The sequence below is a fragment of the Polaribacter sp. YIW18 genome, from assembly GCF_057219325.1.
The window spans coordinates 125,748-146,731 of sequence record NZ_JBXVVE010000007.1 but is presented as its reverse complement, the minus strand read 5'-3'; the positions used below and the strand labels follow the sequence as shown (position 1 = coordinate 146,731).

At 29.5% G+C, this 20,984-nt stretch carries 20 protein-coding genes; 15 read left to right on the top strand and 5 right to left on the bottom strand.

Features of this window, described 5'->3' with window-relative positions:
• Window positions 1-7: 7 nt before the first annotated feature.
• The 9 genes from AC2D6T_RS09075 to AC2D6T_RS09035 all read left to right on the top strand — a co-directional run bounded on the left by AC2D6T_RS09075 (window position 8) and on the right by AC2D6T_RS09035 (window position 8,133).
• On the top strand, window positions 8-640 hold the full coding sequence (locus tag AC2D6T_RS09075) for an NAD(P)H-dependent oxidoreductase (RefSeq protein ID WP_484681274.1): 633 nt from the start codon (window positions 8-10) through the stop codon (window positions 638-640).
• A gap of 128 nt (window positions 641-768) precedes the next feature.
• Window positions 769-2,223 carry an aminoacyl-histidine dipeptidase gene (locus tag AC2D6T_RS09070; RefSeq protein WP_484681273.1) on the top strand — a complete coding sequence of 485 codons (1,455 nt, stop codon included), beginning with the start codon at window positions 769-771 and terminating at the stop codon, window positions 2,221-2,223.
• Between the two features lie 192 nt (window positions 2,224-2,415).
• Window positions 2,416-3,180, top strand: coding sequence for a ParA family protein (locus tag AC2D6T_RS09065; protein WP_438988828.1), 765 nt, complete (start codon window positions 2,416-2,418; stop codon window positions 3,178-3,180).
• 1 nt (window position 3,181) lies between these two features.
• Complete coding sequence (locus AC2D6T_RS09060) at window positions 3,182-4,066, top strand: ParB/RepB/Spo0J family partition protein (RefSeq protein WP_484681272.1); 885 nt, start codon at window positions 3,182-3,184, stop codon at window positions 4,064-4,066.
• On the top strand, window positions 4,067-4,657 hold the full coding sequence (locus AC2D6T_RS09055; RefSeq protein ID WP_484681271.1) for a DUF5683 domain-containing protein: 591 nt from the start codon (window positions 4,067-4,069) through the stop codon (window positions 4,655-4,657).
• A gap of 2 nt (window positions 4,658-4,659) precedes the next feature.
• Entirely contained in the window at window positions 4,660-5,361 is a 702-nt protein-coding gene (gene dapB, locus AC2D6T_RS09050) for a 4-hydroxy-tetrahydrodipicolinate reductase (RefSeq protein WP_484681270.1), read from the top strand.
• Between the two features lie 136 nt (window positions 5,362-5,497).
• A complete protein-coding gene (gene lepB / locus AC2D6T_RS09045) occupies window positions 5,498-7,201 on the top strand; it encodes a signal peptidase I (RefSeq protein WP_484681269.1) in 1,704 nt (567 codons plus the stop codon).
• Window positions 7,202-7,204: 3 nt separating this feature from the next.
• Entirely contained in the window at window positions 7,205-7,801 is a 597-nt protein-coding gene (locus AC2D6T_RS09040; RefSeq protein WP_438988832.1) for a WbqC family protein, read from the top strand.
• Window positions 7,802-7,821: 20 nt separating this feature from the next.
• Window positions 7,822-8,133, top strand: a complete 312-nt coding sequence (locus tag AC2D6T_RS09035) for a DUF6122 family protein (protein ID WP_298948399.1) — start codon at window positions 7,822-7,824, stop codon at window positions 8,131-8,133.
• On the opposite strand, the gene AC2D6T_RS09030 is transcribed toward AC2D6T_RS09035, so the two are convergent.
• From AC2D6T_RS09030 to AC2D6T_RS09010, 5 genes are read right to left on the bottom strand one after another with little or no spacing between them, the layout of a single operon-like run.
• The gene (locus AC2D6T_RS09030; protein ID WP_484681268.1) at window positions 8,124-9,623 is read right to left on the bottom strand and encodes a lipopolysaccharide biosynthesis protein; all 1,500 of its coding nucleotides are present in this window, start codon (window positions 9,621-9,623) and stop codon (window positions 8,124-8,126) included. The genes AC2D6T_RS09035 and AC2D6T_RS09030 overlap by 10 nt on opposite strands.
• Window positions 9,624-9,628: 5 nt before the next feature.
• Complete coding sequence (locus AC2D6T_RS09025) at window positions 9,629-10,888, bottom strand: glycosyltransferase family 4 protein (RefSeq protein WP_484681267.1); 1,260 nt, start codon at window positions 10,886-10,888, stop codon at window positions 9,629-9,631.
• Window positions 10,885-12,075, bottom strand: a complete 1,191-nt coding sequence (locus AC2D6T_RS09020; RefSeq protein WP_484681266.1) for a glycosyltransferase family 4 protein — start codon at window positions 12,073-12,075, stop codon at window positions 10,885-10,887. Before AC2D6T_RS09020 ends, AC2D6T_RS09025 begins: the two co-directional genes overlap by 4 nt.
• Window positions 12,072-14,528: a YfhO family protein gene (locus AC2D6T_RS09015; protein WP_484681286.1), complete on the bottom strand. Its 2,457-nt coding sequence runs from the start codon at window positions 14,526-14,528 to the stop codon at window positions 12,072-12,074. The genes AC2D6T_RS09020 and AC2D6T_RS09015 overlap by 4 nt, the downstream gene beginning before the upstream one ends.
• A gap of 35 nt (window positions 14,529-14,563) precedes the next feature.
• Window positions 14,564-14,824 carry a DUF4834 family protein gene (locus tag AC2D6T_RS09010; protein WP_298948395.1) on the bottom strand — a complete coding sequence of 87 codons (261 nt, stop codon included), beginning with the start codon at window positions 14,822-14,824 and terminating at the stop codon, window positions 14,564-14,566.
• Window positions 14,825-15,000: 176 nt separating this feature from the next.
• Between AC2D6T_RS09010 and AC2D6T_RS09005 the strand changes: the two genes are divergently transcribed.
• The 6 genes from AC2D6T_RS09005 (at window position 15,001) to AC2D6T_RS08980 (ending at window position 20,909) form a co-directional block, all read left to right on the top strand.
• Window positions 15,001-15,975: a transporter gene (locus tag AC2D6T_RS09005; RefSeq protein WP_484681265.1), complete on the top strand. Its 975-nt coding sequence runs from the start codon at window positions 15,001-15,003 to the stop codon at window positions 15,973-15,975.
• Between the two features lie 117 nt (window positions 15,976-16,092).
• Window positions 16,093-17,214, top strand: coding sequence for a GTP cyclohydrolase (locus AC2D6T_RS09000; RefSeq protein ID WP_484681264.1), 1,122 nt, complete (start codon window positions 16,093-16,095; stop codon window positions 17,212-17,214).
• Window positions 17,215-17,414: 200 nt separating this feature from the next.
• Window positions 17,415-18,125 (top strand): 16S rRNA (uracil(1498)-N(3))-methyltransferase, encoded by a 711-nt coding sequence (locus AC2D6T_RS08995; RefSeq protein WP_438988838.1) that lies wholly within the window; start codon window positions 17,415-17,417, stop codon window positions 18,123-18,125.
• A 27-nt stretch (window positions 18,126-18,152) separates the two neighbouring features.
• The gene (locus AC2D6T_RS08990; RefSeq protein ID WP_484681263.1) at window positions 18,153-18,794 is read left to right on the top strand and encodes a DUF4159 domain-containing protein; all 642 of its coding nucleotides are present in this window, start codon (window positions 18,153-18,155) and stop codon (window positions 18,792-18,794) included.
• Window positions 18,795-18,905: 111 nt separating this feature from the next.
• On the top strand, window positions 18,906-19,841 hold the full coding sequence (locus AC2D6T_RS08985) for a bile acid:sodium symporter family protein (protein ID WP_484681262.1): 936 nt from the start codon (window positions 18,906-18,908) through the stop codon (window positions 19,839-19,841).
• 15 nt (window positions 19,842-19,856) lie between these two features.
• Window positions 19,857-20,909: a lysophospholipid acyltransferase family protein gene (locus AC2D6T_RS08980; protein WP_484681261.1), complete on the top strand. Its 1,053-nt coding sequence runs from the start codon at window positions 19,857-19,859 to the stop codon at window positions 20,907-20,909.
• The last annotated feature ends 75 nt before the right edge of the window (window positions 20,910-20,984 follow it).

Below are 20,984 nucleotides of genomic sequence, written 5' to 3'. Positions count from 1 at the left end.
TAGATAAATGAATATTATAGACAATTTAAAATGGCGATATGCTGTAAAAAAATTCGACACAAATAAAAACCTTACTCAAGAACAGCTAAACCTTTTAAAAGAAGCGTTTAATTTAACTGCAACTTCTTATGGTTTACAACCTTTAAAATTAGTGGTTGTAGAAAATAAAGAAATTCAAGAAAAATTGGTTCCTCATTCTTGGAATCAACAACAAGTTGTACAAGTTTCTCATTTATTGGTTATCTGTGTAAAAGATAAGTATACCCCAAAAGAAGTAGAAACCTATTTTAATTTAGTACAGCAAATTAGAAACACACCAGATGACGTTATCAATCCGTTTAAAGAGTTTTTAACAGCTGAAATTGCAAAAAAAACACAAGAAGAATTATTTATATGGAATAAAAACCAAGCATACATTGCTTTGGGAAACCTTTTAACGGTTTGTGCTATGCAACAAATAGATTCTTGTCCAATGGAAGGTTTTAATCCAGAAAAATATGACGAAATTTTACAATTAAAAGAACGTAATTTAAAATCTGTTTTAGTTTTACCTGTTGGCTTTAGAGCAGAAGATGATTATATGAAAGATTTGAAAAAAGTTAGAAAAAATATTACTGAAACGGTTATAGAAATCTCTTAATTATTTAAAATAAAAAAAATAATCAACTCACTAAAAAAGTCTAAAAACAGTCTATTTTAGTGAGTTTTTAATTTTATTGAACCGCTTTAAAAACGTATTTTTGAGTATCGAAATATAAAAACATAATAATGAGCTTAGAAGTAAGAAATTTAGCACCAAAAGAAGTATGGAACATGTTTGCAGATTTAAATGCTGTACCTCGCCCTTCCAAAAAAGAGGAACGCATTATACAATTTATGGTCAATTTTGGTGAAAAACTAAATTTAGAAACTTTTGTAGATAAAGTAGGTAATGTCATTATAAAAAAACCGGCAACCAAGGGCTTAGAAAACCGAAAAACAGTCGTTTTACAAAGTCATTTAGACATGGTTCATCAAAAAAATAATGATACCAATTTTAATTTTAACACCCAAGGTATTCAAATGTTAGTTGATGGAGATTGGGTAACTGCAAATGGAACAACTCTAGGTGCAGACAATGGTTTAGGTGTGGCAGCAATTATGGCTATTTTAGCATCCAAAGAAATTGCACATCCAAACTTAGAAGCCCTATTTACTATTGACGAAGAAACTGGCATGACAGGCGCTATGGGTTTAGAAGCCGGTATTTTAAAAGGTGATATTCTTTTAAATTTAGATACAGAAGAAGATGATGAAATTGGAATGGGTTGTGCAGGTGGTGTAGATATTACAGCTAACAAAACGTATACTGAAGTTGATGTTTCTGATAATTTTATCGCTTACAAAATAGAAGTTAAAGGTTTAAATGGAGGACATTCTGGAATGGACATTATTAAAGGTTTAGGAAACGCCAATAAAATAATGAATCGTATTCACTACACAGCAATTAACGCTATTTATATTTGTGAAGTTGATGGAGGAAGTTTAAGAAATGCCATTCCTAGAGAAAGTACTTCTATTATTACAATAAACAAAAATGATAATCATGAGGTAGTTACTGCTTTTAATGCTGAAATAAAGAATATTAAAGCAGAGTTTAAAACAATAGAACCCAACTTAGAAATACATATTTCTACTTTTGAAACTCCCAAGAAATCACTAGATAAAAACACAAGCCAAAGTTTAATTCAGGCTATTTACGCAGCACATAATGGAGTTTACAGAATGAGTCCAGCTATTAAAGATTTGGTAGAAACATCCAACAACATTGCAAAAATCTCAGTAAAAAATGGCAATATAAAAATAAGTTGTTTAACACGTTCTTCTTTAGAAAGTGGTAAACAAGATTTGGCAAATAGTTTAAAATCTGCGTTTGAATTGGCTAATTTTACAGTAACTTTTTCTGGAGAATATCCTGGTTGGCAACCCAACATCAACTCAGAAATAGTAGAAATAGTTTCTAAATTATATGAAGATTTACATGGCGAAAAAGCACATATTTCAGCCTGTCATGCAGGTTTAGAATGTGGTATTTTAGGACAAAACTATCCAAAACTAGACATGATTTCTTTTGGACCAACCATTAGAGGAGCTCACTCTCCAGACGAACGTGCAAGTATTTCATCAACACAGAAATTCTGGAACTTTTTAAAAGAGGTTTTAAAGAATACCCCCATAAATTAATCCAAATAAAACTGTTTAAAACCGAAGTAAACCTTCGTTTTTTTAGACTTTAATTTGTGAAAAAAGAATAAAAAAAACAACATAAAACACTAAAATACAGTGTTTTAAAACTTTATTCTTTTGTTAACATCTTTAACTTTAAAAAATCATAAAAAAATGTAATTTTACATTTGTAAAACTAGAGGTATTTTAATGGGTAAAATTATTGCAATAGCAAATCAAAAAGGTGGTGTAGGCAAAACTACTACCAGTGTAAATCTAGCCGCTTCTTTAGGTGTTTTAGAAAAAAAAGTATTGTTAATAGATGCAGACCCACAAGCAAACGCATCTTCTGGTTTAGGTGTTGATGTAGAAAATGTAGAAGGGGGTACTTATCAAGTATTAGAGCACACACTTTCTGCAAAAGATGCTATTGTAAAAACAAGTTCGCCAAATGTAGATATTATTCCTGCCCACATAGACCTAGTAGCTATAGAAATTGAGTTGGTAGATAAGCAAGATAGAGAGTATATGTTAAAAAAATCTTTAGTAGAAATTAAAGATGACTATGACTATATTTTAATAGATTGTGCACCGTCTTTAGGGTTGATAACACTAAACTCTTTAGTAGCTGCAGATGCTGTAATTATTCCTATACAGTGTGAATACTTTGCATTAGAAGGTTTAGGGAAATTATTAAACACAATAAAAAGTGTACAAAAAATTCATAATTCAGATTTAGAAATAGAGGGCTTACTTTTAACAATGTTCGATTCTCGTTTGCGTTTGTCTAACCAGGTTGTTGATGAAGTTAGAAAGCATTTTTCTAGCATGGTTTTTGATACAATTATTAGACGAAATACTCGTTTAGGAGAAGCACCAAGTTATGGAGAAAGCATTATTGCGTACGATGCCACAAGCAAAGGTGCCGTAAATTACTTAAATTTGGCACAAGAATTATTAAAAAAGAATTCATAAAATGGCAAAAGCAACTAAGAAACAAGCTTTAGGAAGAGGATTATCTGCTTTGTTAAAAGAATCACCAAACATAAATTCTGCAAAAGATAAAAATGCAGATAAAGTGGTTGGAAATATAATAGAAATAGAATTAGATTTAATTGATGTAAACCCTTACCAACCAAGAACATATTTTGATGAAGATGCTCTAAGAGAGCTCGCAAGCTCTATAAAAGAGCTAGGTGTTATACAGCCAATTACTGTAAGAAAATTAGAAGGAAACCAATTTCAACTAGTTTCTGGAGAAAGACGTTTTAGGGCCTCTAAATTAATAGGTAATAAAACCATACCTGCGTATATTAGAATTGCCAACGACCAAGAAATGCTAGAAATGGCATTGGTTGAAAATATTCAACGTAAAAATTTAGACCCAATAGAAGTAGCATTATCCTATCAACGTTTAATTGATGAAATTCAATTAACACAAGAAGAATTAAGCACAAGAGTTGGTAAAAAAAGATCTACAGTAACTAATTATTTACGTTTATTAAAGTTAGACCCAATTTTACAAACAGGTATGAGAGATGGTTTTATCTCAATGGGGCATGGACGTGCAATGATCAATGTAGAAAATACAGAAGATCAACTAGCCATTTACGAAAGAATTTTAAGAGAAAAACTTTCTGTAAGACAAACAGAAGATTTGGTAAAAAGCTTAAAATCAGGTACCGTTACAAAACCAAAGAAAAAAGCAGTTCCTGCCTATATTAAAAGTGGCACAAAAGATATTAGCGATTTTTTTGGGCATGGAGTTACAATTAGTGTTTCAAGCAATGGTAAAGGTAAAATTTCCATTCCATTTGATTCAGAAGAGGATTTTAATCGCATAAAAAACTTATTAAAATAAGTGTTTTCAAAAAAAAACATATTCTTTTTTTCAATTATTTTTCTTTCTTTACAACTTTATAGTCAAATAGATTCTACAAAAGTAAAAGACATTAAAATTAAAGATGATGTGTTTGTTGCACAAGGTATTTACAAACCTTTAGCACCCGCAAAAGCTGCATTTTACTCTGCTATTTTACCTGGCTTAGGCCAAATTTATAACAAAAAATACTGGAAAGCTCCTATTGTTTGGGGTGCTTTAGCAATACCTACTTATTATTATTTAACAAATAATAGCAACTACAAAAGATATAGAACTGCTTACAAGTTAAGAAAAAATGGTTTTCAAGACGAATTTACAGATGATTTAGGAAACGAAAGAGTTTCTTTAGAAACCTTAGAAAGAGCACAAGAACAGTTAAGAGAAAACAGAGATATGTCTTTACTTTCTGGTGTTATTCTTTATGTTTTACAAATTGTAGAAGCAAGTGTAAACGCACACTTAATTCAATTTAATACAGACGATAATTTATCAATTAGACCAACAATGGTGCAAGATCCTATTCAGTTTGATGCTCCAAAAGTTGGTTTTACATTAAAATATACTTTTTAAAAATGAAAATTGCATTATTGGGTTATGGTAGAATGGGCAAAGAAATTGAAAAAATTGCAGTTTCTAGAGGCCATAAAATTGTTATAAGAAAAGATGTAGAAGATGTTATAGACATAACAATAGCTGATGTAGCTATTGATTTTAGTGTGCCCACTTCTGCATTTGATAATATTTCTAATTGTTTAAAAAATGGGGTTCCAGTTATTTCTGGTACAACCGGTTGGTTAGCTAAATATGAGGATGCTGTAAACCTTTGTAAAAAAGAAAAAGGTGCATTTATTTATGCCTCTAATTATAGTTTAGGTGTAAATATATTTTTTGAGCTAAACAAACAATTGGCTAAAATGATGGAAAATTTAGAAGATTATGACATTTCTATGGAGGAAATTCATCATACTAAAAAATTAGATGCACCAAGTGGAACAGCCATTACTTTAGCAGAAGGAATTATAGATAACTCATCTAAAGAAAAATGGGAGTTAGACCATAAAACATCAGAAAACAACATACCAATTGTAGCTAAAAGAATACCAGAAGTACCTGGCACACATACTGTTTGGTATAATTCTGAAGTAGATTCTATAGAAATAAAACATACAGCACACAACAGAAAAGGGTTTGCCTTAGGCGCAGTAGTTGCTGCAGAATGGATTTTAGATAAAACGGGTGTTTTTTCTATGAAAGATGTATTAAACATTAAATAATATTGTAACAAAATACACGCAAAACCTACCAATAAAAAATGGTTTTGTTTCCTTAAAAGCAATAAAGAGTTCTTATTAAGTAATTTATAATGAATTCTTAACTAAGATCAAGTTGACATCAATAAAATAAAACAGTATGACATTTACAGAATGGTTTATATTTTTTTTAGTAGTACAGGTACTTCACTTTTTGGGGACTTGGAAGCTATATGTAAAAGCAGGTAGAAAAGTATGGGAAGCAGCCATACCAATTTATAATGGAGTGGTTTTAATGCAAATGATAAAACGCCCAAAATGGTGGATTATCTTGTTATTTATACCTGTAGTGAATCTGTTAATGTTTCCAGTAATATGGATAGAAACCATCAGAACGTTTGGTTTTTACAAAAAGATAGATTCTCTTTTAGTAATTCTAACTTTAGGTCTGTACATTTACTATATCAATTACACTGCAGATGCTTCGTTTCATGAAAACAGAAGCTTAAAACCACGTTCTGAGTTAGGAGAATGGATAAGCTCAATTACCTTTGCAGTAATTGCTGCAACACTGGTACACACCTATTTTATACAGCCATTTACCATACCAACATCCTCTTTAGAAAAAACACTTTTGGTGGGCGATTATTTGTTTGTGAGCAAGTTTCATTACGGGGCTAGAGTTCCATCAACAGTAATTGCAGCGCCTATGGTACACGATTCTATACCTTTAACTGGTTTGGCATCTTACTTAAAAAAACCTCAACTACCTTATACACGTTTACCTGGTTTGCAGAAAATTAAAAACAACGATATTGTTTGTTTTAATTGGCCTGTAGATTCTTTAAAAACAATGTGGGGAGATAACTCTGGCGAGTTTACCTACAAACCAATAGATAAAAGAACCAACTATGTAAAACGTTGTGTTGCTATTGCTGGCGATTCTTTAGAGCTAAGAGATGGGTATGTATATATTAATGGTAAGAAAAATGTATTACCAGAAAGAGCCAAACTACAATTTTACTATACCTATGAAGCTAAGGGGCCTATTACTAGAAATACGTTTCCAAAGTTTGTAATTAGCAAAGAAAGAACAGGTGTCTATAAAGTTTTAAACAAATATTGGAAAGATACAAGAGTACAAGAAGCTTTTGAAAAAGCTGCCAACTTAACTAAAATTAGCAACGATTCTTTATACACAGAAGTTGCTGGTGGTGTAAGTCAAGGTTTAGCTGCAAAACTTAAAATAGTTTCTGTAGAAAATAAAATAAATATCAATTTAACTGAAGAAGAGGCTGCTAGATTAAGAAAACACCCACAAACTGCATCTTTAACAAAATTAACGTTTGGAGCTGACAAAGCCATTTTTCCTCATGTTGAAAAACTAGGGTGGAGTCAAGATAATTTTGGACCAATTTACATACCAAAAGCTGGGGCATCTGTACAGTTAAATACAGAAACTTTACCTTTTTATGAGCAAATTATTAAAAACTACGAAAATAATAGCTTATCAGTTGTTGGAGATGATATTTTTATCAACGGAGAAAAAGCAGATTTTTACACTTTTAAACAAGACTATTATTGGTTAATGGGAGATAACAGACACAACTCTTTAGACGCAAGATATTGGGGGTATGTTCCTTTTGATCATGTTTTAGGAAAACCTGTAATGGTTTGGTTTAGTTGGGACGCCAATGCACCTAGTTTTGGGGCAAAAATTAAATCGATTCGATGGGACAGAATGTTTACCACTGTAGGTGGAGATGGAAAACCTGTTTCTTACAGATACATTGTATTTGCACTAATTGCTATTTATATTGGGTATAGCTTTTTTAAACCGAAGAAAAAAGCCACAAAAAAATAAACAATGGCGTTGTTTATTCCTACTTACTTCTCTCCTATTTCTCAATATACTGCAATGGCAGATTATAGAGCAATAACTTTTGAAGTAGAAGATAATTTTCAGAAACAAAGTTATAGGAATAGATGCTACATTTATAACACAAATGGCAAACAATTATTAAATATTCCTGTTAAACATCCTGTCACAAATGGCAGAAAAAAAACAAAAGACACACGTATAGAAAACAATGTGCCTTGGCAAGATCAACATTTAAAATCGTTAAAAACAGCTTACCATAACTCACCTTTTTTTGAGTTTTATATTGATGATTTGTTGCCCATATTTACCAAAGAATACAACTTTTTACAAGATTTAAATATCGATACTTTTTTATTTGTTAAAGATGCTTTGCAATTAGACATTCAATTCAAGAAAACAAACACTTATGGAACTGAAAATATAAAGAATGATTTTCGGTTTTTAGCAGATGTAAAACATCAACCAGAAAACACTTTTAAGAAGTACATTCAAATGTTTGATGACAAACATGGCTTTATACCCAATTTATCTATTCTAGATTTAATTTTTATGGAAGGTCCTAATACATTAAGCTATCTATAAATAGGGCTTATTTTTAAAATATGATTGATTTAAAATTTACAATACATTACTCTTTACATTTTATTGCCCCTTTCTTAATAGCTTTTTTCTTTTTTAGAAAAAAATGGAAATTAGTGTTTCTTATATTTTTAGCTTCTATGTTGGTAGATGTAGATCATTTATTAGCAAATCCTATTTTTGATGAAAATAGATGTAGTATCAATTTTCACCCATTACATAGTTATATTGCTATTGGTGGTTACTTTATAGCCTTATTTTTTAAGAGAATTAGAATTTTAGCCATTGCTTTATTGTTTCATATGGCTACAGATTATTTAGATTGTTACTTATAAAATTTATAAAACTTCTGTAGTAAAGCATCAAACTCGTTAGATACTTTTAGTTTTAAAACTAAATAAACATACACCACCGTAATTAAAACTGTTTTAATTAAAATATTTATAATTGGTGTTATTGAAAAATTTTGTACTTCTATAGCAGGTAAATTAAAATCCCAAAAATAAAACCCTAAAAATAGCACCAAAATTATGAACCCCATTTTTATAGATTTGGGTGTAAATGGTGTTATAGAAAATTTACGATGCACAAACCACAACTTAAAAGAATTAAACAATAAAATTGTTAATAATGTTGCCAAGGCTAGACCATCTGTGCCAAATTCTAAATTAAAATAAAATAACTGATTTAATAGATACACACAAACAGACATACCTATAGCAATTGGCAAAGTAACTTTATAAAACTTAGAATTATTTATAATAGCTCCGTTACTACCTAAAAACATAGTGTATAATTTTGCTAAAGAAATCATTAAAACAACCAACTCACCACCTGCATATCCTTTTTCTGGCATTAATTTAAATAATTCCCTAACCCCACAATTGACTAATAAAAAAAACAAACCACCTACCAATAATAGATTAATAGAACTCTTTTTATATAAACTTTCTACTTCTTTGGTATTAAATTCGTTTAAAGATTTAGAGGTTAAAGGTTGTAAAATCTGAGTCATAGCTCTACTGGGTGCTTCTATAAAAGAACCAATAAAAACAGCTACAGAATAATAAGCTGCTTTTTCTATGGTGTCTTTTCCAGGAATCATAATTTTATCAATATCTAATAAAATGGCACCTGCAGAACCTGCTAAAATGATATATAAAGAATATTTAATAATTTCTGTAAAGTTTGCTGGGAGTTTAAAATAAAACTTTGGTAAATACATGTAAAATGCATAAAACATCATTACAAATGCTCTAAGAATATACGCAAACGTTAAGTACCAAATAAATTCTGTTTTAGCTATAAAGCCCAAAAAAACAGCTAAAAGCAATAACATTACTACTACTCTATTCCATAATTCTTTTAAAACATTCCCAAAAACGGTTTGTAGCTGAACTTTGGTCCAAGAATAAAAAAGCTCGAAATACGCACAAGCAATAGCAATTAAGTAAATGGAAAAAGTATAACTTTCTATAATTTCATTTTCTTTGGTTACGCTTCTCATAATCCAATCATGTGCATTATCCCACATAAAACCCAGAGGCAGCGCAATTAATAAGGGTAAAAAAATGACCGAAGATAAAAACTTGTCTTTTTCTTCTTTGCTATTATAAGATGAAAAAAACTTTACAATGGTATATTGAACACCAAATGCAGTTAAAGGCATTACCAAATTAGAAGCAGACAACAAAAAGGTTACCATACCGTAAAATTCAGATTTTAAAATTCTAGGATAAAAAACAATTGTATTGATACCCCCCACTAAAAATGCTCCATAAATAATTATGGTATTTCTAAAAGACTGTTTTAAAACAATGCCCATTTATTTTATAAATTTTTAATGATTGTTGCCAATTGTTGCGTTAACTCTTTTCTATGATATTGATTTATATTTTTAGAAGAAACCTCTAAACTACCTGTTTTATATTGTTGATATAAGTGTAAAATTTCTACTTTTAATTTTACTGAATTATTAAAATCTGAAATTACACCAGCATTGGTTTCTTTTAAAATTGTTGCCAAATCTCCATCTTCTGGACCGATGGCTAAAATAGGTCTTTTTGCGGTTAAATATTCGAATAATTTACCAGTTAAAATTCCTTTACTATTTACTACATTGGGTATTAACAACAACAAAACTTGGGCTTTTCTCTGAAATTCAATAGCTTTTTTATGAGCAACATATCCTGTAAACGATGCGGTTTCTAATAAATTATTATTTTCTATTTCTAAGCGAACCTCATCAGCAATATCTCCAATAAAATTTAATTGTAAATCCTTTTTAAAATCTTTGTTTTCTAGACAAAGTTGATTTAAAACACCAAATAAAACCTTTGGATTGCTTTGTTTGGCTAGCAAACCAATATAAGAAATGGTGAATTTTTTATCTAAAACGAAAGTATTTTCAGATAAAACCTCATCATCAAAACCATTGGTAATTACTTCTACGTTTTTTGCAATGGCAGCAAACTGCTTTTTTAAATGATTGCTAACAGTTACAACACAATCTGCATTTTTTAAAACTGAAGTTTCTAACTTCTTATTTTTATTTTTAGCAAATGATAATTGTTTAAAATCTTTATTGTAATACAAATCTGTCCAGGGATCTCTAAAATCTGCAATCCATTTTATGTTATTTTTTTGATGGATTTTTTTTGCAATTAAATGCATGCTGTGTGGTGGTCCTGTAGAAATAATGGTATCAATTTTATGCTCTAAAATATATTTTTGAAGAAACTTTACTGAAGGTTTTACCCAAAACACTTTAGGGTCTGGAATAAAAAAATTACCTCTTATAAAAGATAAAAAACCACCTTTACTTACATTCGATATTCCTTTTTTAACAGCATTTTTCTTTTTCCAAAACAATAAATTAGTAGGCTCCCAAATTGGTTGTTTTAAAATTTTAATATTTTCAGGAACTTCTTTTAATAATGTACTATCTTCATTAGGGTAATTGGCATTATCTACCGTATAAACTATGGGTTCTATGCCAAAATCTTGTAAATATTTTACAAACTTTAACCAACGTTGTACGCCAGATCCGCCAGCAGGTGGCCAATAATATGTAATTATTAATACTTTCAAGCTTGTAAATTATCGTATAAATGTAGTAGTTTTTTTGAGGTTTCTTCCCAACAAAATTCATTTTGCACAAATTCTTTTCCGTTTTTACCTAAAACTGTTCTTAAATCTTCATTTTTATAAAGCTTTAAAACTTTATTGGTAAAATCTGTAATATCTCTATCTATATGTACCAAGCCTGCATTTACTTTTTCAATTAGCTTTTGTTGGGCTGTTGCATTACTTACCAGCAAAGGCTTTGCAAAACTCATATATTGAAATATTTTATTTGCGTAGGCAACATCGTGCTGTAAATTTCTATGTAAAGGAGAAATACAAATACTACTTGCTAAAATATAAGACTGAAATAAAGATACATTTTGCCAACCTTCAAAATCTATATAATCTGCAATTTCTAAATCTCTAACCTGTTTTTTTAAAATAGTATCTGTGGTATTTTTACCAACAATTACCAACTTAATATTGGGTATGCTAATTTTTAAAGTGGCTACTGCTGCAATCGCAGTTTGTAAACCTCTTCTTAAATGGGTATCTCCCAAATACAGAAGCACAAAATTATTTTTATACTTTTCTAAAATACTTTGCTCTACTATATAATCTTTAAAAAAAGAAGTTCTAATTGTATTAGGTACTAAAATCAGTTTCTCTTTTTCTTTGGGCAATCTTATAGCCAATGTTTCTAAAAACTCTGGAGAAACTGAAATTACTTTATCTGCTTTACGTATAAACTCCTCTTCTTTAATTTTCCATTTTTTAGGAGAAATAATATACTTTCCAGGAAATTTCTGTAAATGTGGATACAATTTCATCACTTCTGGCATGTTGTCATGCAAATCTAAAACTACTGGTAAATTAAAATTTTTATTCGCTTTAAAAACAGCTTCTGCTACTTTAATATCGTGTATGTGTAATGCTTCAATATCATGGTTTTTTATAAAATTTTTAATCTTTTTTTTCATCAAAAAAGAATAAATAGGAATTGTATAGGCTAGAGCAGATAATTTGTATTCTAATTTGTTAGATGGATATCTTTTTATAAGAATTCCGTTAATAATTTCATCTTCTTGTTTTTTATTATATTTTAAACAAAAAAGAAAAACCTCATGTCCATTTTTAACTAAGGAAACCGCTTCATTTTCTACTCTTGGATCTGGAGGAAAAGAAGCATCTAAAATCATACCTATTCTCATAATTGTTTAGGCTTCTTCTTTTCTTTATAAAAAAACCATCCCAAACCCATCAAAATTAACAACCCATAAGAAGAAAATGATATTATTTTTCCTTGCTGAATCACCTTTGGCTCAAATTTAAACTCTACAGTGTGTGTGCCTGCTGGTATTTTCATTCCTCGCAAAACATAATTTACTCGGTAATGTGGCACCAGTGTTTTATCTATGTAAGCATTCCAACCATCTTGGTAAAATATCTCTGAAAAAACAGCAAATTGAGGTTTTTGAGATTGCGTTTTATAGACCAAACTTGTCAAACTATATTTCTCTAAACTGATGGTTGCTGTAGTATCTTTTTGTAAAGAAAAATTGTTTTCTTTTTTAAGCTGATTGTAATCACTCTCTATAATTACAGCTGCTTTTTTAGTATCTAAGGAGTCTAATGCTTTTATTTCTTGATTGGCAGTCTTGGCTATTAATAAATTATCTACAAACCAAGCGTTTCCATTTGCATCTTGATTTATTTGCGGTTGCAAATTGCCTTCTTTATCTGGTATAATAAAATATTTGGTATTTAACATGTTTAAAACTTGCATGTTATTTTTTGCAATTTGATACTCAAACAACTCGTTATAACGCCCTAACTTGGCTGCATGATAACCTCCAATAGAATTATGAAAATAGGATGTACTTCCATCATTGATAGGATCTACAGCTAAATTTAAAACTCTAAAATGTCCTTTATCTTGTTGTATGGCTTTGTCTGCATTTGTAGCTATAAAAGGTTTTTCAATTTTTCTTACGGATTTAAAATCGTCTGCATTCACGTATTTTTTATCCACAGAAATCAAATCGAAAAGTAGTAAAACTAACAATCCTAAAATTACAGGAACTTGCTTTAATTTTTCTTTTAATAAATACCATAAAAATCCTGCAGAAATAAGCATCAAAATTAAAGAACGAATCGTATCTGTTAACAACATAGCTTTTCTATCTGCAATAACTGCATCTACTGCATTCTTAATCCCATATTGACTTTCAAAGCTTAAATAAGTATTATCTCTTAATCCTTCAAAAGTACCAATCATATGTGCTAATAAAAAACCAGCAACAATCAATCCTCCAAAAGTGTAAACCGCTTTTTTAAGCGCTTCTTGTTTTTCTTTTTTAGCAATTTTACTAGAAAAGAAAGCTTGTAAAGCCAAAATCCCTAAAATTGGCACACACAATTCTGCAATCACTTGTATAGAAGAAACTGCTCTAAATTTATTATATAAAGGAACATAGTCTATAAAAAAGTTGGTGACTACTTCAAAATTTCTACCCCAACTTAAAATGATTGAAAATATGGTAGCTGCTACTAACCATTGTTTTAACCTCCCTTTTACCAAGAAAAATCCTAAGAAAAATAAAAAGAAAAATACAGCTCCAATATATGCAGGCGCTTCTATAATAGGTTGATCTCCCCAATAAGTTAAAGATTGTTCTGTAAGGTAATCAGCTCCTTTTTTTCCTAATTTATATTCAATAGTTTTATACAAATTAGAATTTTCTCCTAATTTTTCTACGGTTCCTCCCCCCATAAAACGTGGCACAAACAAATTAAAAGTTTCTAATTTTGAATAACTATATTGCGTTATGTATGCTTTATCTAATCCTTTTGTAGCTTCTTTTGGGGTTCCATCTGCATTGATGGTTAATTCAGATTTACCTCTGGTAGAATGGTCTGAATATTCTTTCATTGCCATTAAACGTGGTGCATTTGCCCCCAGACCTAAAACAACTGCTGCTAAGATAACTGCTGCTTTTTTAATAAAAGAAGACAATACTTTTTCTTTTAAGGCGTATATAAATTCTACAATTCCTAAAATTAAAAGACAAAAACCTAAATAATAGGTCATTTGAATGTGGTTTGCATAAATTTCTAAAGCCATTGCCACCCCTGTTACTATAAAACCGAGTACAAATCGTTTTTGAAAAACCCATAAAACTCCTGCTAAAACCAAGGGCATATAAGCAATTGCATGTGCTTTTGCATTGTGTCCTGCTCCAAAAATTATAATTAAATAAGTAGAAAAACCAAAGCCTAAAGCTCCTAAAATTGCCAATCGCCAATTTACTTTTAAGGCCATCATCAATACAAAAAAACTTAAAAAATATAAAAAAGTATAATCTGCTGGTCTTGGTAAAAAACGTAATAATTTATCTAAGCTTCTTACAAAATCATTTGGGTAATATGCGCTTACAGAGTATGCAGGCATTCCACTAAAAGAAGCTGCTGTCCAATAAGGTTCTGCATTATATTCTGCTCTGTAATCATTAATATCTTTTACCATACCTCTAAACTGAGTAATGTCTGATTGATTTAATTTTTGTCCTTTTAATACAGGATGAAAGTAAATTACAGACGCTACAGTAAATATTACAATGGCTAGTAAGTAAGGATATATTTTAGTAAATTTCAAAGCTTTTATTTTTTTTGATTAATGTATGAGTAAGAAAATAGTTACTAGTCTATTTCTTCAAAATCTACGTAATCTCCAACAGATTTGTTAGTTTCTTTATGGCTACCAGGTTTTTTATCAATAATTGTTTCACCATTTTTTACAGTAGATGATTGCTGTCTATGCTCTCCTTTAAATTGTTGTGCGGCTTTTTTCTGAATGGTTTCTGCGGCTTTTTTCATTAAAAAAGGGGCAAATAACCTTGCTAAAAATTTAAAAGCATAATAAAAGATGAGAATAAAAAAGATTGTTTTAAGTAAACCCATTTAAAAATATAATTAAAAATATATCAAAAATAACAATTTGAACACAATTGAAGCGTTATGAATCTATAAAACTTTCTTAAACCTAAAAAAGTAGGGTTTGCCTTTATAAAATAGCTTTTTTTACCCTATGTTTGTGTAACCTGTTAAACTTAATACATTAACTCTTTACAATACGTATGAACTTAAAAAAACCACAACTTACTCTTGTATTCTGTTTTTTGAGTTACCTTGCTGTAAATGCGCAGTATACAGATCTTATCAACTCTAACAAACCTGGTTTTTCTGAAAGCCCATATAGTGTTGGCTCGGGAGTTTATCAGTTTGAAAGTACTCTATTTTTTAGAAATACTACTATTGAACCCACCTTTTCTAGACCACAATCTTTGGGTTTCGATTTGCTTTTTAGAACTAGTTTTTTATCTGAAAACTTAGAATTAAACACACAATTAACTTATCAAAGAGATAAAGTTGCTTTTAAAAACATCTATACCTCTCATTATTTTACGTCGGGTTTAAGCAGAGCTACTATTGGTGCAAAATATTTAGTATATCAACAAGAATACGAAGATAAATCAAAAGAAGTTAGAAGCTGGAAAAGAAGAAATGCTTTTGATAAAAAAAGATTAATACCTTCTGTAGCTATCTATTTAGGGATGAATACAGATTTTGTAAATGACATACACAAAACAGGAAACATTACCCCAAAAGTAGGTGTTTTATTACAACATAATTTAACTAGAGATTTTAATGTGATTACCAATGTTTTCTATGACAATATTGGGAGTGATTTTGCCGAATTTTATTACATAATTACAGCAACACAAAACTTTAGCAACCAATGGTCTGCTTTTTTTGAAAACCAAACCGTTTTTCAAGAATATCAAAATAACATAAATCTTGGTGCAGGTTTTGCATATTTATATAATAGAAATTTACAGATTAATACTTCTGCAAGAATGTTGTTTGAGGGAAAAACTCAGGGTTTTTACGCTAGTTTAGGTGTTTCTTACAGAATAGATAAACACTATGATAATTTTAAAGAACTAGGTGACGATGGTTTAGAAATAAAAGACAGCCCAATTGATAACTTCAACAAAAAACAAAATAGCTTTTTTAGTAAATTGTTTCGTGTATTTAAGAAGAAAAATTAAAATAGACGAACAAGACCTAAAAGAAATAGAAAAGAAATTAAAGAGCTAGAAGAAAAAATGAAAAAGGAAGAAAAGAAGAAGAAAAAAAACAGCAACAAATAGAAACTCTTTTTTGCAATGATTACAATCAAAAAAATTACGACTAAAAAAGAAATGAAACAGTTTGTTACATTTCCTTTTTCACTATACAAAAATAACAAATTTTGGGTACCTCCTATTATTAAAGACGAAGTTGATAACTTTGACCCTAATAAAAATCCTGTTTTTAAAAATGCAGATGCTCAGTTTTTTATCGCTTTAAAAGATGGTAAAATTGTGGGTAGAGTTGCAGCAATTATCAATTGGTTTGAAGTTGAAAAGCAACAAATAAAAAAAATGCGTTTTGGTTGGTTTGATGTAATTAATGATTTAGAAGTAACCAAAGCACTACTAAATAAAGTTAGCGAAATTGGTAAGCAACATAAACTTGAGTATTTAGAAGGTCCTGTAGGGTTTAATAATTTAGACAAAACTGGGGTTTTAATAGATGGTTTTAATCATTTAGGCACCATGATTACTTGGTACAACCACCCCTATTTTAAAGACCATTTAGAAGAATTAGGGTTTGTAAAAGAAAAAGAATATTTAGAAAATAAATTTAAATTCGAAAAGGTAAATGCTACTTATTACAAGAGAATTAGCAATATTTTACAAAAAAGATTACAACTAAAAGCGTTAGATTTTACCAAAACAAAAGACATTTTACCTTATGTGGATGAAATGTTTAAAGTGTTTGACAAATCGTACTCTAAACTTTCCACATTTGTACCTATCTCTGACGATCAGATTGAGTTTTTCAAGAAAAAATATATTAGTTTTATTAATCCAGAATATATAAAATTTGTAGTTGACAAAGAAGATAAATTAGTTGCTTTTGCTATTGTAATGCCTTCTTTTTCTAAAGCTTTACAGAAAGCGAAAGGAAAATTATTTCCCTTTGGATTGTTTCATTTATTAAATGCTAGAAAAAATGCAAAAGACGTTACTTTTTATTTAATTGGTGTAGATCCTGCTTATCAAAACAAAGGTGTTCATGCTATTATTTTTGACCAATACACAAAAACATTTGCAGAAAAAGGAATTGTAAATTGTATTAGAACCCCTGAATTAGAAGACAATGAAGCCATTAAAAAAATATGGGAAGATTTTGATCCTACAACTCATAAAAGAAGAAGAACCTATAAAAAAAGCATTCTTTAAATCAATTGGAAGTTGGATGAGGGAAGTTGGAAGATGAGAGTTAACAAATTTATTTTAGGTTAGCTTTTATTTAAATGTTGTTAGATCGAATGATTTCGATTTTTTATCGAAATTGTATCGAGAACAACTTTGAAACTAAAACATCAAAATCATTTTAAATACCTAACTTTGATTATTCAACTTTAAATTTAGAACCACTAGTGCAACTATTCTATAATTCAGACATTTCTACAGAAACACAACAAATTACGTTTGATAAAATTGAAAGCAAACACATTGTACGAGTTTTACGCAAAAAAGAAGGCGATGTTTTAAAAATAACCAATGGAAAAGGTTTTTTGTTTGATGCCGAAATTAGTTTTGCAAACGATAAAAGATGTGCTGCCACGATTATAAAAAGCGAAGTAAAACCAAAGCCTTGGAATTATTTCTTACACATAGCTATTGCACCTACAAAAAATAATGATAGAACAGAGTGGTTTTTAGAAAAAGCCACAGAAATTGGTATTGATGAAATTACCCCCATTATTTGCAGCAACTCAGAAAGACGCATTGTAAAAACAGAACGTTTTGAAAAAATCATTCAGTCTGCCATGAAACAGTCTTTAAAATTCACCTTGCCAAAAATAAATGCTCCTGTAAAATTCAATGAGTTTATCAATCAAGGTTTTGACGGAAAAATTTGTATAGCACATTGTGAAGATCAAAGTGATAAAAACCACTTAAAAAACGTCATCAATCCATCTGAAAAAACCACTATTTTAATTGGTCCAGAAGGCGATTTTTCTATAGATGAAATTAAAAAAGCGTTAGAAAAAAAATGCATTCCAATTTCTTTGGGAGAAAGTAGATTACGCACAGAAACTGCTGCTTTGGTAGCTGTTAATTTGGTTTCTTTTATCAATGAATAATTTACTATCTTGCTTAAAATTCGTAAGATGAAAATTTTTATTTTTCTTTTTTTCTCTATAATTTCAATTTGCACAAACGCACAAGATGTTGCCATTTTAAAATACAATGGTGGTGGAGATTGGTACAGCAACCCAACTGCTATACCTAATTTAGTGCAATTTGCCAATACAAATATTAAAACCAGTATTTCTAAAAACCCGCAAACCGTAGCTGTTGGTAGTGAAGATGTTTTTAATTTCCCTATGCTTTTTTTGACAGGTCATGGAAATGTATTTTTTACAGATGATGAAGCCGAAAACCTAAGAAATTATTTAATTTCTGGTGGATTTTTACACATTTCAGACAATTATGGTTTGGATAAATTTATTAGAAACGAAATGAAAAAAGTATTTCCAAAACTAGCATTTAAAGAAATACCAAGCAATCATTCTATATACAATCAAACATTTAAATTCCCAAATGGTATCCCAAAAATACACGAACACGATAAAAAACCTGCACAAGGTTTTGGTATTTTTTACGAAGGTAGATTGGTTGTTTTTTATGATTATGAAACCGATTTAAGTGATGGTTGGGAAGATGAAATTATACACAACAATCCTAAAAGTGTAAGAGAAAAAGCTTTAAAAATGGGTGCAAATATTATAGAGTTTGCTTTTAAAAATTAGGTTTTGTCTGGTAGATTTTGGTAGCAATAAAAAATTAGAGCAATTTAATTAAAACTCACAAAAATCAACAACTTTGAAACTTTGAAACTTTGAAACTTTGAAACTAAAAATATGCAAAACCCAATAGATATAGATTCCATAAAAATAAATTTTGATACCAGTAGTTTATGGATATTAAACATTGCTATTGCTATTATTATGTTTGGGGTAGCTCTGGGTATTTCTATTGATGATTTTAAACGTCTTTTTAAAAATCCTAAAATTCTCTTTGTTGGGGTTTTATCGCAATTTGTTTTATTACCTGCATTTACTTTTATAGCAATTTTAATTATAAAACCTTATCCAAGTTTTGCTTTGGGCATGATGATGATTGCTGCTTGCCCTGGAGGAAATGTGTCTAATTTTTTCAGCAAAATGGCTGGTGGTAATGCTGCTTTATCTGTAAGCTTAACAGCTTTTGCAACCTTAATTTGCATTTTTATGACTCCTTTTAATTTACAATTTTGGGGCAGTTTGTACGAGCCTACAAATGCTATTTTGCAGACTGTAGAATTAAATTGGGTAGATCTATTAAAACTGGTTTCTTTAATTTTAGGAATTCCCTTATTTTTAGGAATGCTGATTAATCATTACCACAGTATAATGGCAAACAAAATAGAAAAAGTGCTTAAACCACTTTCTATGTTAGTTTTTATTGCATTAATTTTTATTGCATTTTCTCAAAATTTAGATGTATTTGTTAATCATATACATCATGTAGTTTACTTAGTGGTACTTCACAATATTTTTGCTTTTATTTTAGGTTTTTATACTGCAAAAAGCTTTGGCTTAAATAAAAAAGATACCAAAACTATAGCTATGGAAACTGGCATACAAAATGGTGGTTTGGGTTTACTTTTAATATTTGGCTTTTTTGATGGTTTAGGTGGCATGGCTTTATTAGCTGCTTTTTGGGGAATTTGGGATGTGTTTTCTGGAATGGCATTGGCTACTTTTTGGGGAAGAAAAAAAGAGAAAAACACCATAGTAAAAGACAAAATTACATAAAATTAAAAACACATTGTGAAAGCTATTTGGTATTTCTTATGGAAATGTTTTTTAAAAACAAGTTTATTTTTTTACTCCAAAAAAATAAAGGTAAATGGTCTAAAAAATATCCCTACAAAAGGAGCTATTTTGTTTATGGCAAACCACCCAAATGGTTTGATAGACCCTTTATTTATAACTACAAACAACCCTAGAACCAATCACTTCTTAGTTAGAGCTGCCGTCTTTAAAAAACCATTGATTAAAAAGTTTTTAAGTACTTTAAATCTAATGCCAATATACAGAATTAGAGATGGTATAAAAGAATTAGAAAAAAATAAAGCTATTTTTAACGATTGTTTCGAGATTTTTAAACGAGAAGAAACCCTTTTAATTTTTCCAGAAGGCAGTCATAATAGTAGAAGAACAATTAGACCATTAAGCAAAGGTTTTACCAGAATTGTTTTTGGTGCTTTAGAAAAATACCCTGATTTAAAAATTACCATAATTCCTGTAGGGATTACTTACCAAAATACAACAAATTACCCAAGTAAAGTAGCTATAAATTATGGCGAACCCATACTTGCAAATTCATTTTTAGAAAAAGACGAATTAACAACTGCTACTATAAAAATTAAAAATGCAGTAAGTGCACAACTAAAAAAATTGACTGTACATATTACTAATGATGACGATTATGCATATAAATTAGAACTACTAAACAAGGGGCAAGTAGATTTCACAGAGGTTGATAAGATTAACAAACTTTTAGAAAACGAAAAACTCCCAACAGCAAAAGAAGTTAATAAAAATAAGTTTCAACTTTTATATTTTATTTTAATATTAAATAATTTGATTCCTTTTTTAATTTGGAAACAAGTTTCTAAAAAAATAGATGAACTTGAATTTATAGATACTTTTCGTTTTGCTGTAAGTGCAATTTGTGTTCCTATTTTTTTAGGTTTACAAACTGGTTTGATTTCTTATTTTTATGGTGCAAAAATTGCTTTTTGTTATACAATTCTTTCTTTATCAATTATTTTAGCATATACTAAAATAGCGCCTACAAATACAAAAAGTAATTCTTAAAATTAGTTAATTAACAAATCTGTTAATCCAGAATGAACATTTTCATCAAGATCAATACAGACTATTTATTGGAGC